A 14,584-nucleotide genomic window follows, 5' to 3' on the forward strand; every position below is an offset into this window, starting at 1 on the left:
TTAAAAAATCATTCCCGACATGTCTGACGCATGTGCGGATCAGTGCAGCGCGATACGCAGCGCGGCGGCAGCGGCGAACGGCGCCAGCGTCGCGCTGGCCGCCAGCATCGCGCCGAGGATCGCCAGATAACCGCCGATCGGCAATCCCTGGCCCGCCGCGTCGATCGCCGCGCTGGCGAAAATCAGTACCGGCACCGCCAGCGGCAGCACCAGCAGGCTTAGCAGCACGCCGCCGCGCCGCAGCCCAACCGTCAGCGCGACGCCGATAGCGCCGAGAAAGCTAAAGGTCGGCGTGCCGAGCAGCAGCGTCAGCGCCATCGCCAGCCAGCTGTTGAAATCGAGCGACAGCAGCAGCGCCGCCAGCGGCGACAGCAGGATCAGCGGCAGTCCGGTAACCAGCCAGTGGGCGATCACTTTGCCCAGCACGGTAACCGGCAGCGGCGTCGGCAGCAGCAACAGCTGCTCCAGCGATCCGTCGATAAAATCGTCGCGGAACAAGCGCTCCAGCGCCAGCAGCGATGAGAGCAAGGCGGCGACCCAGGCTACGCCCGGCGCGATGCGCGCCAGCTGCTGCGGTTCCGGTCCAATGCCAAGCGGGAACAGCGTAATCACGATCAGAAAGAACCACAGCGGGTTAACCACCTCCGCGCCGCTGCGAAAGGCGATGCGCAGCTCGCGCTGAATCACGCGCAGCGACATCAGAGCAGCTCCGCGCCAGTCAGCCGTATTTTACGCACGCGCGCATGGCTGTCTGGCAGATCCTGATGGGTGGTGAGAATAACCAGGCCGCCATTTTCGGCATGTTGCGTAAAGCGCTTCATTAATTTCTCCACACCCTCTTTATCTATCGCCGTCAGCGGCTCATCCAGGATCCACAGCGCGGCGTCGCTGAGCCAGAGCCGCGCCAGCGCCACGCGCCGCTGCTGTCCCGCCGAGAGCTGCGCCACCGGCACCTCTTCGTAGCCCAGCAGATCGACGCACTCCAGCGCGTCGAATATCTGCGAGGCGTCGCGGTTCGGATGGTAGAAGCGCAGATTTTCCAGCGGCGATAGTACCGCTTTTACGCCAGGCTGATGGCCGAGAAAAAGCAGGCTTTGATGCCACTGTTCGCGCTGTTGGCGTATCGGCTCGCTTTGCCAGCGCACCTCGCCCTCTTCCGGGCGGCTCAGTCCCGCCAGCAGGCGCAGCAGCGAGGTTTTACCGGCGCCGTTCGGCCCTTCGATCTGTACGATATCGCCCGCCGCCACGCCGAAAGAGAGGCCGTGGAACAGCGTGCGTTCGTCGCGAACGCAAGAGAGATTAATGACTTCGAGCATGCCGGAGGAGTCGCGCCAGGTAAAAAGTGGCCAGGATGATAGCACAAGGTTGCGGTGGGCCGAAGCCCATGGCGTGCGGCGCGGCGCGCCTCGCATGATGGTTATGCCTCTTTCGCGGCGAATATGGATAAAAAACGCTCAAAGTTAAAATTTTGTTACGCTTAATCTGAAAGATAGTTACATTTCGCCCTTGCTAAAACAGGCTACGCTTATTACGCGCAGCAATTATAACAAGGAGCAAACATGAAACCTTCCCCATCCAGTCACCAGGATGAAAACGATGTCGACAGCGAAGAGAAAGAGCAAGGAACGGAAATTGAGGTAAACGAAGAAGCCCTGCCCTCGCGCGCGGCGGCGATACATGAAGAGATTCGTCAGGATGGCGAAAAGGAGTTAGAGCGCGACGGCATGGCGCTGCTCTGGTCGGCGATTGCGGCCGGCCTGTCGATGGGCGCCTCGCTGATGGCGAAGGGGATCTTTCAGGTGCATCTTGACGGCCTGCCCGGCGCCTTTTTGCTGGAAAACCTGGGCTACACCTTCGGCTTCGTTATCGTCATTATGGCGCGCCAGCAGCTCTTTACCGAGAATACGGTAACGGCGGTGCTGCCGGTGATGCACAAACCGACGCTGGGCAATGTCGGCCTGCTGCTGCGGCTGTGGGGGCTGGTGCTGCTCGGCAACCTGATCGGCACCGCCCTCGCCTCCCTCGCCTTTGCCGAGATGCCGATTTTCGACGACGCGACGCGCCAGGCCTTTAGCGCCATCAGCCAGAAAGTAATGGAAAATACGCCCGGCGAAATGTTCGCCAATGCGGTGATTTCCGGCTGGATTATCGCGACGATGGTCTGGATGATGCCGCAGGCGGGCGCCACCAAGCTGATTGTGATCGTGATGATGACCTGGCTGGTCGGGCTCGGCGATCTGGCGCATATCGTGGTGGGTTCGGTGGAGATCCTCTACCTGGTCTTCACCGGGCAGATCAGCTGGTATGAGTTTATCTGGCCGTTCGCGCTGCCGACGCTGCTGGGCAATATCACCGGCGGCACGCTAATTTTCGCGTTAATCAGCCATGCGCAGATTCGCAACGATATGAGCGAGGCGGCGAAAGAGGAGGCGAAAGCGAAACAGCGCGAAGCGAAGCAGCAGGAAAAACAGCGCTAAGCTGTTGAGGAAATGAGCAAACGCGCCGCAGTTGGGTTATTCTTGCGGCGCATTTGCGCTATACTGCGCGCCGCCGTCCCCTTAGTTAAATGGATATAAATAGAGTAATGGATAATACTTTGTTTTTAAATACAAAAAATAGAATATCATCACCATAAAAGTACACTCATATGTACTCAAATGACATCATCTTACCCTCCAGATATAAATGAAAAACTCCTCCTGCTTGAGACGGACCTGAGCAAATCGTATCGGCGATCCTTAAAGTAAATTTCAAGTTTACCGATAAGTATTACCAATTAGCTAACAGCATACACTTGCTGTAGATTCGTCTAACCTTGATGCATGGTGAGCGTCATTTATGACTACAACAGTTTATGACAGGATGGCAAAAGCTGTCACAAGTGATTCAAGATGGTCGTGTATACTGGATCCCATCGGGTATGAAGGTCACATTCTTTATGTCGATGATGTGGGATTTGGTAAGTTAGCCCTTCGCGAAGATACCGTTATGGTTTTGGCTGGGCATGGCTATCTGATTGAGTTGTGGAAAAAGTGGCTCCTTGTTTCTGAGCTTGATCCTGAAGCAGAGATGCCCCCTACTCATATCGAAGGACAGATGCCGTTCACCATCTACATCATTGAGATGTCAACCAACAAGGTTCTCTTTGATGAAGGGCATAAGCACACTATCTTTGATCAGGAAGCTAATGAAGTTTTAGCAGCCTTTTCTGGGTCCGGTAGCTCTTATGCTGCAGATAATTGGATCGAATCCACATGCGCACGAACTGCGATAGACTATGCTAAACGCATAGACCATTATTCAGGCGGGACTGTCAGGTTTGTAGATTTTGCAAGCGGTAAGAATGACATCGAAACGCGCCTCGAAACCATTCAGGAAGTTGTGAACATCATGTTAGAGAGGGGATTTATTATGGACACTAAAAAGCCAGGTGCTGCCCCAGTATCAATAAGTGCTCAGGAAGTTGCTGAAGTACGCCAGTTGCTTGCTAATGGAGCACTGACCCCATCAGCACCTGTTGGTAAAGGTGCGAAACCTTGGGATGAAACTTCTAAAGAAAAGCTTAAAAGAGCTATTCAGCATATTCGTGACGCGGAAGCGAAGCGAAAAGAAGAAGCGGAAGCCTAAGTACAAGCCCGGCGATAGCCGGGTTTTTTATGTCCACCAATTCCAGTATGACCATTATCTGAAATCTCTTTTTAAACCGGCCCTTCGTCACGCCAAACGCTCATGATTTCATATGTCACCTTGCCAAGCACAATAACATCATCAAGAGCCTCACCTGCTATCTTCTGTCCATCATCAGTGATGACGCACCGATCGCCCGTTCTTGCCAGCATAGATATCCCTTCATGCACCAGGGCCACCCTATCACCCTTTCTAACCGGCGCAGACTGGTCAACAACCAGCATGCCTTCATCCCGTTCGATGAACAGAGTTGAGGCTGGGTTATGCACGACAAGATCGCTAACAGTTAGCCGACGCTCAATATAATCTTGGGCTGGAGACTGAAACCCCATGGTCAGATTCCTCCATTCGGATTGAATACCTGGAATGTTCTCTCTTCACCCTCTTTTGTAGAGACGTCTCGAAAGGTTGACGTGTAAATCTCAACCCAGCGGTTCGCCTCCTTCAGCGTGAGGTGCCAGTTCAGGCGCTCCAGCTCTGTGACAAAATCAACGGTGGTTACTGTGTACCGACCTTGTTGGTCTCGCTTAATGGCATTTCTAAAAGCTGTTTCTTTTTCATACTCGCGCGGCATGCCAGATTCCCTCCAAAAAAACTGTATATGCATACAGTAATATCAGCAGGGGTTTTTATCAAGTTAGGGTGGTTCGGTTTTGCGATAGGCTTTATGAAGCAGGTTTTTGGAAGGTGTTAGGGTGAGTGACTAAGCTTTATACACCCCACCCCGTAGTTCACTGAAGATGGGCGCGGTACATCTCTGCCCCGTCGCCGGGGCTTTTTTATGTTAGGATTTAGCTCATCAAACATTAAGGATGGTAAAAGGGATGTTTTTTAGAAAGTTTGACTCTAGTCGTTATTACACCCGATCGAATGCGTATGTTTTTTTATCTGCTCTATTTTCATATATCTTCGTTTATGGTTTTGAACTCACTCACTTTACACTTTCAATCGATGAGGAAGATGTAAACAATTTTGACCAAACTATAAGGTTTGGTAGGTGGGGGCATGCATACCTAAAGGATATTGTATTTCCTGAACCATATGTACCTTTTTATTCCCTTGCCCTAGGCATTTTATTTTTATCTGCATCTTCTTTTTTAGCGTCAAAATTCTTAAAGCTTGAAAAAACTCTGGCCATATCATTTGTTATAATGCTTTCCGGCTTCCCTCAGATGGCATACCAATTTGAATTTAGTAATCAAGCTGAAACCATTTCTCTTGCAATACTTTTTTCGGTTTCATCTTTGTTTATGCTTAACTCTATAACAACATCTAAAGCTATTGCATTTATAGTACTAAACATAATATCTCTTTCTATTTACCAGTCCGTATTTCTTTACTCTGCATCTTTACTTCTTATATCTCTCACTTTACGTGCAGTAAAGGGCGAAGTGAACTTCAGGGAAAGCATAACAATTATAATTATATATACTATGCTTGCAGTAATTAGTATTCTGATAAACTCTTTTTTGGCAAAAGCGATAGCGAACCATTATGGTTTTCAGGTTTCAAACCTATCTCAAATGGTTGGGTGGGGTAGAAAAACGCCCCATGAAGTTATAGTAAACATTCTGATATTCATAAAAAGCTTTTTTAATGGAACAGCTAAGCATGGTCTGAACTCATTTGCATTTACATTGGTGCCTGTTGTCTTACTCACTGCACATGCCGTTAAATGCAAAAAAAACGTTCTTTTGGTGGTAACTCTATCTTTGGTAAGCATACTGTCTGCCTTCCTTCTGAGCATAGCATTAGGTTCAGTTATGGCACCACGAACCCTGATTCAAATGCCTGTTATTTTTGCAGGATTGTTTGCATGCATGGCTTATGTGATAAAAAGCCGACATGCTGAGATTGGTATTTCAATCATTTTTCTATGCGTAGGCGCTTGCGCATCAAGTAAGTTATTTTATAGTGATTACATGGCAAGAGAGTCAGACAAAATAGTGGCGACTCAAATTGTGCAGACCATTTATAATAAATATCCAGAATTTGATGTCATGAACACCCCTGTGTTTTTTTACGGCAGCTACACACCTCCTAATAACTTTAGAACATCAGATTTCGATATTTTTGGAGTTTCATTTTTTTCTTGGGATGGTGGTAACAATAAAAGGATGTATAGATATTTTTCAGCTGCAAATATTGCAAACCTAAAAAAACCTGATTCAAATCAGGTTGAGATGGCTAGGAGGGACGGTTCAACATTACCATCGTGGCCAAATAGAGGTTCTGTATCAATGGTTAATGGCGTAGTAATTGTTAAGCTTTCTGATCGGCTAAGCCCCTATAACCGATGAATAAAAGCCCGCCGAAGCGGGCTTTTATTTCATGTTGAAGGTTGTTCCGGCCAGGTTATGGCTGCATCCGTGTTCGCATCAATGCGGTTAACTGCAACACGATATTGTTTCCACGCTTTCAAAGATGCGGCTTCCGAATCGGTTGCTTCGTCCAAATCTACTGCATCCTGAAGTGGAGCAATCGCAATCGTAGCTTGCGCAATAAGGCTTGCTTTTGTGGCTATGTTATTAGCAATCTTCTGGGATTTTTGTTCTTCAATCTCCTCATCAGTTAAAGGCGGGGCTGCAAAAGCCGTTCCATCATAGCTCCAGCCAATCGAAGGTAGGTTTCCGTCTTCATCTGGAATCTCTGCGTAGGTAACGCCTTTGCCAAATTCAACCGGTTCGGCATCAGGCCCTGCCCATAGGATCGTATTTGTTACAATGCCCTTTTCGATTAATGCGTATGCTTTAGTCATTATGCCATCTCTCTGATAATACAAAGGCCCGGGCCTCCAGCTATGCCTGATTTGGCAGCTGTGTCTCCAGATGTGCTTCTTACGCCACTTCCTCCAGAACCATTCCCCACTGAGTCAGCTCCAGATGAGCCAACTGGCGAGGCGCCTCCTAGCCCAGGTGAACCACTGGTATTGTTAGATAAATACCCTGGAGAGCCTGCTTGGCCCCTTGATTTGGCTACAACAGTTACTGATGAAGAAATCGTAGCGTCGGCAGGAGAATTTGCACCCCCTGCATTGATTGCACTTGTAGCAGACGAATAACCGCTTCCAAGTCCACCGGGACATACAACCAACGACCCAAATGATGAGTTGCCACCTGCTCCTCCAATCCCGCCACCAGATGAGCCAGCAGCACCTGGCACGCCGATCGTTACAAGAACCCCGGAGGAAATCAAAGAGACCGGGATTCGGAATCTAACCCACGTCCCTGCCGAGGCGCCTCCTGCAATTGATGCAGTGCCTCCAGAGTAAGCAGGAACCCCAGAACTACCTCCCCCAGGCGCATAAAGCTCGACTTCAACAAATTTTACTGCTGCTGAGCTCGGGGTGTATGTTCCAGTTGAGGTCATGACGATCGGTGCGCCAATCTGGCGACCTGTAAATAAGGCCCTCATGGCAGTTAACAACTGCGTGTTCGTATCCTTTTTAAGTGTGATTCCAGCGGCTTCAATGACACCTGCGAGTTCTTCTTGAAGGGTATCGAAATAATCCGCATCAAGCGCTGTTGGAAGGACGCCGGTTTGCGGGTTACCGCCCGTGAAGCCATTTTTACCCGAGCCGAATTTGTCCACCTGAGCAGTAGACGTGTCAATACGATGCATGGATTACTCCGTGTATAAAAAGATTACGTAAGTGTGAGACGGGGCAAGCTTGTTGAGCACGCACTCAACCACGGTTTCGCCCCATGTGCGGATGGAGTCCGTACAGTTACTGATGCAGGTCATCGGGCTGATTTGCGCTGCTGCAGGGATGTTAACGCGCCAGTAATAACGCCACTCATCGCTATATAAGGATTCTGTGCAGTCAGATACACAGGTGAAACTACTTTTGGGGTAGCGCGTTATCGTAGCGTCTGTATAACCCAGCGCATCCAGTTGTGCCCGATAAAATGCTTCGTTTATGCCACCAGCCAGATTTATCTTTGCATCAAGCCGCTGGCGGCGCTGCGGCAGCGTCTGCGTTCCCGAGGGAGTGCAGCTGTCAGGCAAGCCTGTGATGCCCTCGTAGCGGTCTATGAGTTCAGTCACTGAGCGCGGGTCAGTTTCCAGCATCAGTGCATCAGCGCGTTGGTGTACGCGAGACATAACGGGAGCGAATCCCAGCAGCAGCTGGTCTTCTCCGTCCCACGCTGGCCCACGCGGCAGCAGCGCGCCCAGCATCTGCTCGTACTGCGCTGTCAGGTCCATGTGAAGTCTCCCACTACGCCCACTTCACCTTTTGCGATTAACACCTCATCGGTTGGACTAACCAGAACGTGGCTGTATTCCCCGGTCGCCAGGCTGATGGCTTCACTTATTCGGGATGGCTCAAGCGCACCTTCAGGCACACCATCGCGAAGATTCATCGCCCTTATCTCCGCTTCTACGGCCAGCCTGATTTCTTCGGTGTCGGGCGTCAGTCGGATGTGATAATCAACGACATGCGGCGTTGCGGCGAAGGCGTACACGTCCGATCCTGCTATCGGGGCAAGCGGTTCGATGTGCGCCTGAACTGCGGCCACAACAGACGTATCAGGTATCGGGTTATAGAGGTCGCTGTTTGCCAGCATGACGCCCACAGTGCCGCGACCTGACCAGTGCCGGTAGGTCCATGCGCGGGTTACGCCTGATACCTCTTTTGCCCATACCTCATAATCGGCGTCTGCTCCACCCTGTGGTGTGTAATACCAGCGCTCAATGATTCTGGCGCGCCATACATCAAGGTCTTCGATATCAGTACCGCCCTGAATGGCGTCCGCTACTCCAGCCGAAGCCAGACCCGTTACCGGACTGGTGAGGCGCATTGTGATGCCGTCATCAGTATTTCCGGTGACGCCTGCCGTATCGCAGGTGACTGGAACACGAAGTACGCCACCAGAAGGCGTAACGCTGGCAGTCGTGGTGAATGACACCAGATCATCACGCTGGATGGTTACGCCAGCATCAATGCCGGCACTGCCCGTTACGCCGTCCCAGCGAACATAGCCGCTCGCATATGTTGCTGCCTTGCGCGGAGCGCGCTTCATGTTCCCGTGCCGTATAAGCCAGTCTTCGTCCGCAAGGTCAGGAAGGAGATTCCGGGCAAGATAATCTATGTAGCCATATACGGTATGAACCGATGCGGCAATAACGCGGCTGTATACCTCGGCGTCTGTCCGGCGTAATTCGGCCAGGGTTGAATCAGCCGCAAGGCGGGTAAGAACATCGCTGCGTACTGCGGTGATCAGCTGCGGGAGTGTCGGGCGGGAAAATCCGCTGTCAGCCATTGAGTTCACTCCATAAGTCATCAAAGGAAAGCGTCAGGGTTGTGCCGTCCTGTTTCTGGATAACCGCCGAAGCTGACATTGCGTTGATGCCGAGCCTTTGCGCTGTCACATCCACCCGCGCGGCCACACCATCAGCCGTTAGCCACTGCAGCGCTTCTGTGATGTACTCGCGGGCCTTCAGCGGTGTCTGATTGGTCAGTTTTGAGCGCTTAAGTAAATAAAGGCGTGAACCGATTCGGTCATTCTGTACGGTTGGGTACGTGTCACCCCACCAGCCATTGACCTCTTCAGGCGCATCGTCTTGACCTGCTTTTCTCCAGGTGAAAAGTGAGATGACTACCGCGCGAGTAAGCGGGTCAGTCAACTGGTACACCGCCTGCTGCTTACCATTTATCGTAAGGATCATGATCCGCCCATTTGTTGCAAGGTTGCATCCGTTGTGCCGCCACCATCACCGTTTTCTTTATGCTTATGACCGTTGTAAGTCACGCGCATCTGGGCCATAGAAACGCCACCAGAATCACAGTTGTCGGTGATATTTCCGGTGGCCTCAATGTCCATTTCGAAACGGGCTTTAGGGGCATTTTTGAGGGTGATAAGTTTCCCGCCACCATCAACAACAATTCCTGACCGGGTGAGTGTTACTGACTTGGCTTCGTCGTCATAAATGGCAACCTCACCGTTCTTTAATCCTTTGAGGCGATAGCGACGGTCCGCCACCACCAGCACGACACCATGCGAGCGATCACCATCGAAGTAAGCCGCAACGGCCTCCGCGCCGCTCAGTGCAGCTGACGTAAACCCATAAGGCTCAAGATGTTCGATATCGCTTTTTCCTTCATTGCCCGGCATGCTGATTTCCAGCATCTGGCATTTACTGGCGGTGTCGATACCGCGTAATACCGCGCGGGCGATAACATTTGAAATAGCGCGATTAATCGCATTAAGTGGACCAGCCATCAGAAATCATCCTCCGCTGCGGCTTTTTTCTTACGCTTGCCGGGCTTGGCTGGCTCGGGCAGATAAGCATCTGCAGGGCCAACACGTAATTCACTGATGGTGCCGTTCTCATCCTGCTGATAAGTTACCTCCGCGATCACCATTTCACGGTTATCAAAACCCAGTACGGGGTCGAATACGTTCACCAGCATGTTGGGCTGCCACAACTTACCGTCTCCCTGATGCCACCCCTGAACGGTGTAAGTCACCTCGTCAGTTTTGGCCGCGCGCTGGCGCATCTCAAACTCGCTGCGCTCTGCGCAGGTTGCTGACGTGGCATTACCGGTCTGTCTGACCAGCAGCGGCCTGTAACGTGCAATGCCTGTATCTGTTGCCGTACCGCGAATGGCTGTTGTGGTTGCTTCGCCAAAATCATTGTTGTTTCCGGCGCGCATGCCTGATACCTGATAACTACTGAAGCGGTCTTTAATACTCTGCTCGCTGTCACAGGTCAGAATGTTTTCTCCCAGCACCAGCGCGGTTGTAGCTTTGACGGTACCTATCCCGCCAATAACTAAATCACCCGCTGCGTTGTCATAGGCCAGCGCCTGCTGCAGGCCAAGCATCTTATTCAGCACATCCATAACGGATTCACCCCGGTCTGCCTGCACGCCCTGCAGTACGCCGGACACGCCGCCCGCATCCACAACGTTTACGCTGAACGGTTTGGCGAGGTCTGCGGCAACCTGAACGATTGATCGTCCGTTGTACTGCGAGGGCGCAGCTGAGCAATCAACCAGGTCAGCCGTTTTACTGCGGCCAACAATACCCATTGAGATACTGTTAGCGTCATACCGAACAGGCGTTGCCTCCACCCATCCGGTGATAACAAGATCATCACCGATCAGCACTTCAACCTTATCTGCCTTCTTTATGCGGCTGCGCCGGCTTACCTGCGATTCATCACCCGGCCATAACCGGGTAATCTGGACGTTAAAATCCCTTGCGATACGCTCAATGCCGGCGGCAATACGGACAGAGGTCCATCCGCCCCACTCACGGCCATTAACGCGAAGAAGTACGGTTGTATTCACTGGACGGGCACTCTCAGGGTTTTAACCGGCACAAAGCCGGGGTGCCGAATGGCGTTGCGCGCGGTAATGTCATATTCACGCCCGGCATCGTCGTACCAGTCAGCAGCAAGCACGACTGCAGGTAAAACTTCGGGCGGTATGCGCTCAACCGTTCTGGAAGTTTGCTCAAGGCGCGCAGTGATATCTTCATTCAGCGCAGTGCGCACCTGACGGAGTGCGAGAAACAGTCCGTCATCGGTTACACGCACCATTTCCTGATCGATGGCCGTATTGAGCGTGTCGCGAACTTCAGTTAAATCATCCCAGGATGGGACCGTATCAGTTGCTGTAGAGGTGGTTACCCCCACGGCTGTATCGTCTTCAAGCACATCATTAACGGCAGGATGTGAAACAATGACGGTTGCTGACGCTTGCTGGTCTGCTAACTTCGTTGTTGATGAGGTGGATTTGGGAAGGTTCGTTACCGTATTCACCGCCTCGCTGAGTGCTGACGTGCGAATGGCCTGCGCAACGTAATTGCGCTGCTCCGTTCTGGCCTGTGTACTGGTACTGTCTGTTTTCCACACCCCGCGCGGGGCAAGTCCCGTGTCGAGGCTAATACCACTGAGACCTTTAACCATTGTGATCAGGTCTGTGACATTACCAGTCAGTTTTGTGCCTGCCCGCCACATCGTCTGAAGCTGATTAACGAAATTCATGCCACTGGACGGTGGCATCAGCAATACAGACAAATCACCCTGCATCAGACGAGATGCTGCGCTAATACCAGAATCTACGTACTGCATGGCGTCAGTAACGGTATCGAACATCTCCGTTGCATCATCCAGTACGCCGTTTTGTGTGAAATCTGGCAGGCCGTCCAGCCCAAACGCTTCAAATGCTGATGACAGGAAATCATCCATCAGCGCTGCGGCGCCCGTCAGCTTCGCTCCGGTTGCAATGCCAGCTTTGGGGAATGACAACTCGCCCGACTCGATGAAGCTGAAGCTGACGCGGCACATGCGGCCTTCGTCTCTGGTATGGCTTACGCGGACTTCATCCGTAACGGTGACGGTCATTTCGCCGTAAAAAGGATGAACGAGTGTGCAGCTTCCGGGCTTCTCGACCGCTTCGATCAGCCTGTTGCGCTGCTCAAAATAGTCATCACCGACAAGATACGCCTGAACACTAAAGCGTCGCGTTGCACGCCCTATATCTTCAGCCCATGGCTTATCGCGGTTGGGGTATTCATGGACCTGCACGCGTCTGCCGAAAGTAGCTTCATCCTCATCTACCTTAAACGGGACACCCCGCAACGAGGCATCCTGCAGATTATCAATCCAGCTCATGCGATCTCCGGGCTATAAAAAACCCGCCGGAGCGGGTTACTGGTTAGAGAAGCGGTTATATCCGACATCATAGTTAAGCCAGGGTAGTGAGTTACCCGCTGGCGCAACGCGCATGCCGGGCGGCGCATTATCGAATGTTACCTTGAGCTCACCCTGCTGTGGCCGCGAAAGTGGCACCGCTGACTGATAGCCCGGCCCACCCTGCTGATTGTTATACCAGCCCCCGGCATTCCAGCGGTTTTTGAGGGATTGCCAGAAGGATGTTGTGCCGTCCTTTTCAGTAACTGCATCAGCGATATCGTTCAGCTTTTTGAAGATGTAAATCGCAACGCCGATGGACACTGTCAGCGCACCGAGTGATGCAATCTGCGCCAGCACGCCGGAAAGTGAAGTTGCTGTTGTGAGCGCGGTTTTCAGAGTGCCAACGGTGCGCACGGTGAATACGCCTGCCATAACGGCGCTGACACCCTCAATTGTGCTCTTCCAGCCACCCATCGCTTCCACGACATCATTCACGTCTTGCCATACCGCTTTAATAACCGGACCAACCTGGTCCCAGTTGCTGACAATAAGGCTCCCACCCAGCACCAGCAGCGAAACCAGCTTGCCCATGGTGGACATCTTCAGCACGGTTTCAAACATCTTCACCGCCTTAACGGCAATTCCCACAGCAGAGGCAGTACCCAGCAATGTCAGGCCAAACTTAAAGGTACCGCGAACCATCTCGGGGTTGGCTTTGGTGAACTGCCTGAACTGTTCGACCATTGGCTGAACTTTCTGGGTCAGCCTCACGATATCGGGCAGAAACATATCCCCAATGGTTATGCTGGCAGCACTGAACTGGTTTTTAAGCAACTGAACAGAGTTCGCCGTTGTGGCCGCGCGCGACTCATACTCCTTCTGCATCGACCCTGCATACTGCTGCGCATCCGCAACGCGATTGAAGTTGGTGCGCAGTAAGTCCAGGTTCGTCAGCAGAGGTGCGATCGCACCAAGCGACTCCTTGCCAAACAGCGCATTCATGACCGCTGCCTGTTTGTCTTTTGGTACCTTGGCCAGAGAATCCAGTACCTTCAGCATCGCGGCGCGGGAATCCTTCTGCATGTCAGCCGCTAACTGGCCTGGATCAATCTTTATAAACTTCAGCGCTTTCTTCTGTGACGCCGTGGCTGACTTGCCGGAGGTAAGTGAAAGCATGAAGTTTTTAATGCCCGTTGCGGCTATCTCAGACTCAACGCCCATACCCGCGATAGTCGCGCCCATTGCGGCAATTTCACCTGACGCCACGCCTGCAACGCCACCAAGAGGACCGATGCGGGTAACGATGTCGGAAATCTTTTGTGCATTGGCAGGGCCAGTGTTACCCAGGTAGTTAATTTTATCGGCAAGAACCACCACGCCATCCTGCGTCATTTTGAACGAGGTTCGCCACTGTGCCATCATCTGGCCAGACTCTTCTGCAGTCTGGTCAAATGCCACGCCCATCTTCACCGCGTCGCTTGCAAACTGCATCAGGTCATTACGCGCAATACCCGCCTGGCCGCCAGCCGCTACGATCTGCGCAATGCCGTTTGCAGCCATTGGTAACCGAGTCGAGAGTTTGAGCACATCCTCACTCATCTCTTTAAACTGTTGCGGGGTGTCAAAGTTGACGACTTTGCGAACGTCTGCCATCTGCGATTCGAAATCCATCGCCTGGCTGATGGGTACTGCAAACGCGGAGGTTAGCGCGACGCCCATAGCCGCCGCGTTGACCATGATATTTTTGGCTTCCTTCTGAAAGCCTTTAAGGTTTCTGCTCATCCCCTTCAGTGGACCTGAAAGCTGGTCTACTGCCGTGATGATCGCCTTCAGCTGAAAACTATCTGCCACGGTTTATTTCCTCAGAGATGCGGACAGCCTCAGCTTCCATTTCCAGAAACTTGCTGAGGCTGACATTTTTCAGTTCAAGCGGATTTATGCGCCAGAAGTGGGCGGTGTTGTAGAGTCGCTTCCTGAACTCTCTCCCGCTTCCGACCCCGTAAAAAAACCCACGATCGTCATTGACGCCATAAAGATATCCTTAAGCGCCATTTTGGCCGCCGAAGAACGAGGGATGGCCGCAAGCACCGGGATATATTTCAGCGTGACGCGTGAATCCAGCTTCATTTCACCGGACTCGTTGTAGCTGAAAGGGATACCAAACTGCTCAACTTCGTCGTAAGTTGGCTCGCGAATTTCCAGCACATGCAGCGTCTCATTTGCCGCCACAATAGGTTTAGAAAGCATCAAT

17 protein-coding genes are annotated in these 14,584 nt (G+C 52.1%); 3 read left to right on the top strand and 14 right to left on the bottom strand.

From position 1 onward, the window contains the following. Positions 1–39: 39 nt before the first annotated feature. Together ccmB and ccmA are read right to left on the bottom strand one after the other, a co-directional pair. Positions 40–699, bottom strand: a complete 660-nt coding sequence (ccmB, locus tag HA46_RS05365; RefSeq protein WP_084882581.1) for a heme exporter protein CcmB — start codon at positions 697–699, stop codon at positions 40–42. Next, the gene (ccmA, locus tag HA46_RS05370) at positions 699–1,316 is read right to left on the bottom strand and encodes a cytochrome c biogenesis heme-transporting ATPase CcmA (RefSeq protein ID WP_033791690.1); all 618 of its coding nucleotides are present in this window, start codon (positions 1,314–1,316) and stop codon (positions 699–701) included. Before ccmA ends, ccmB begins: the two co-directional genes overlap by 1 nt. Positions 1,317–1,559: 243 nt before the next feature. Here ccmA and HA46_RS05375 point away from each other — a divergent pair, with 243 nt between their 5' ends. Then, positions 1,560–2,477, top strand: coding sequence for a formate/nitrite transporter family protein (locus tag HA46_RS05375; RefSeq protein ID WP_084882585.1), 918 nt, complete (start codon positions 1,560–1,562; stop codon positions 2,475–2,477). A gap of 361 nt (positions 2,478–2,838) precedes the next feature. Continuing rightward, complete coding sequence (locus tag HA46_RS05380) at positions 2,839–3,627, top strand: hypothetical protein (RefSeq protein ID WP_084882590.1); 789 nt, start codon at positions 2,839–2,841, stop codon at positions 3,625–3,627. A 71-nt stretch (positions 3,628–3,698) separates the two neighbouring features. Here the strand turns inward: HA46_RS05380 and HA46_RS05385 are convergent, their stop codons facing one another. After that, positions 3,699–4,019: a S24/S26 family peptidase gene (locus tag HA46_RS05385; protein WP_084882595.1), complete on the bottom strand. Its 321-nt coding sequence runs from the start codon at positions 4,017–4,019 to the stop codon at positions 3,699–3,701. A gap of 2 nt (positions 4,020–4,021) precedes the next feature. Continuing rightward, positions 4,022–4,261 (bottom strand): DNA polymerase V, encoded by a 240-nt coding sequence (locus tag HA46_RS05390; protein ID WP_084882599.1) that lies wholly within the window; start codon positions 4,259–4,261, stop codon positions 4,022–4,024. 250 nt (positions 4,262–4,511) lie between these two features. Here HA46_RS05390 and HA46_RS05395 point away from each other — a divergent pair, with 250 nt between their 5' ends. Next, the gene (locus HA46_RS05395; protein WP_158086838.1) at positions 4,512–5,987 is read left to right on the top strand and encodes a glucosyltransferase domain-containing protein; all 1,476 of its coding nucleotides are present in this window, start codon (positions 4,512–4,514) and stop codon (positions 5,985–5,987) included. A gap of 29 nt (positions 5,988–6,016) precedes the next feature. Here HA46_RS05395 and HA46_RS05400 read toward each other — a convergent pair whose 3' ends face one another. The 10 genes from HA46_RS05400 to HA46_RS05440 form a co-directional block, all read right to left on the bottom strand. Next, positions 6,017–6,445 carry a tail fiber assembly protein gene (locus tag HA46_RS05400; protein ID WP_084882608.1) on the bottom strand — a complete coding sequence of 143 codons (429 nt, stop codon included), beginning with the start codon at positions 6,443–6,445 and terminating at the stop codon, positions 6,017–6,019. Beyond that, entirely contained in the window at positions 6,445–7,308 is an 864-nt protein-coding gene (locus HA46_RS20705) for a hypothetical protein (protein WP_143807587.1), read from the bottom strand. The genes HA46_RS05400 and HA46_RS20705 overlap by 1 nt, the downstream gene beginning before the upstream one ends. 3 nt (positions 7,309–7,311) lie before the next feature. Next, positions 7,312–7,893 carry a YmfQ family protein gene (locus HA46_RS05405; protein WP_084882612.1) on the bottom strand — a complete coding sequence of 194 codons (582 nt, stop codon included), beginning with the start codon at positions 7,891–7,893 and terminating at the stop codon, positions 7,312–7,314. After that, positions 7,884–8,951 (bottom strand): baseplate J/gp47 family protein, encoded by a 1,068-nt coding sequence (locus tag HA46_RS05410; protein ID WP_084882616.1) that lies wholly within the window; start codon positions 8,949–8,951, stop codon positions 7,884–7,886. The genes HA46_RS05405 and HA46_RS05410 overlap by 10 nt, the downstream gene beginning before the upstream one ends. Then, positions 8,944–9,357: a phage GP46 family protein gene (locus HA46_RS05415; RefSeq protein WP_084882621.1), complete on the bottom strand. Its 414-nt coding sequence runs from the start codon at positions 9,355–9,357 to the stop codon at positions 8,944–8,946. The genes HA46_RS05410 and HA46_RS05415 overlap by 8 nt, the downstream gene beginning before the upstream one ends. Then, the gene (locus tag HA46_RS05420; protein WP_084882625.1) at positions 9,354–9,911 is read right to left on the bottom strand and encodes a phage baseplate assembly protein V; all 558 of its coding nucleotides are present in this window, start codon (positions 9,909–9,911) and stop codon (positions 9,354–9,356) included. The genes HA46_RS05415 and HA46_RS05420 overlap by 4 nt, the downstream gene beginning before the upstream one ends. Further along, positions 9,911–10,984, bottom strand: a complete 1,074-nt coding sequence (locus tag HA46_RS05425; protein WP_084882630.1) for a phage baseplate assembly protein — start codon at positions 10,982–10,984, stop codon at positions 9,911–9,913. Before HA46_RS05425 ends, HA46_RS05420 begins: the two co-directional genes overlap by 1 nt. Beyond that, entirely contained in the window at positions 10,981–12,312 is a 1,332-nt protein-coding gene (locus HA46_RS05430) for a DNA circularization protein (RefSeq protein WP_084882635.1), read from the bottom strand. Before HA46_RS05430 ends, HA46_RS05425 begins: the two co-directional genes overlap by 4 nt. A gap of 36 nt (positions 12,313–12,348) precedes the next feature. Then, positions 12,349–14,184, bottom strand: a complete 1,836-nt coding sequence (locus HA46_RS05435) for a phage tail tape measure protein (protein WP_084882640.1) — start codon at positions 14,182–14,184, stop codon at positions 12,349–12,351. Between the two features lie 84 nt (positions 14,185–14,268). Further along, a complete protein-coding gene (locus HA46_RS05440) occupies positions 14,269–14,580 on the bottom strand; it encodes a phage tail assembly protein (RefSeq protein ID WP_167626700.1) in 312 nt (103 codons plus the stop codon). Between the last annotated feature and the right edge of the window lie 4 nt (positions 14,581–14,584).

It is taken from the genome of Pantoea septica (assembly GCF_002095575.1).
Classification (GTDB): Bacteria; Pseudomonadota; Gammaproteobacteria; order Enterobacterales; family Enterobacteriaceae; genus Pantoea; species Pantoea septica.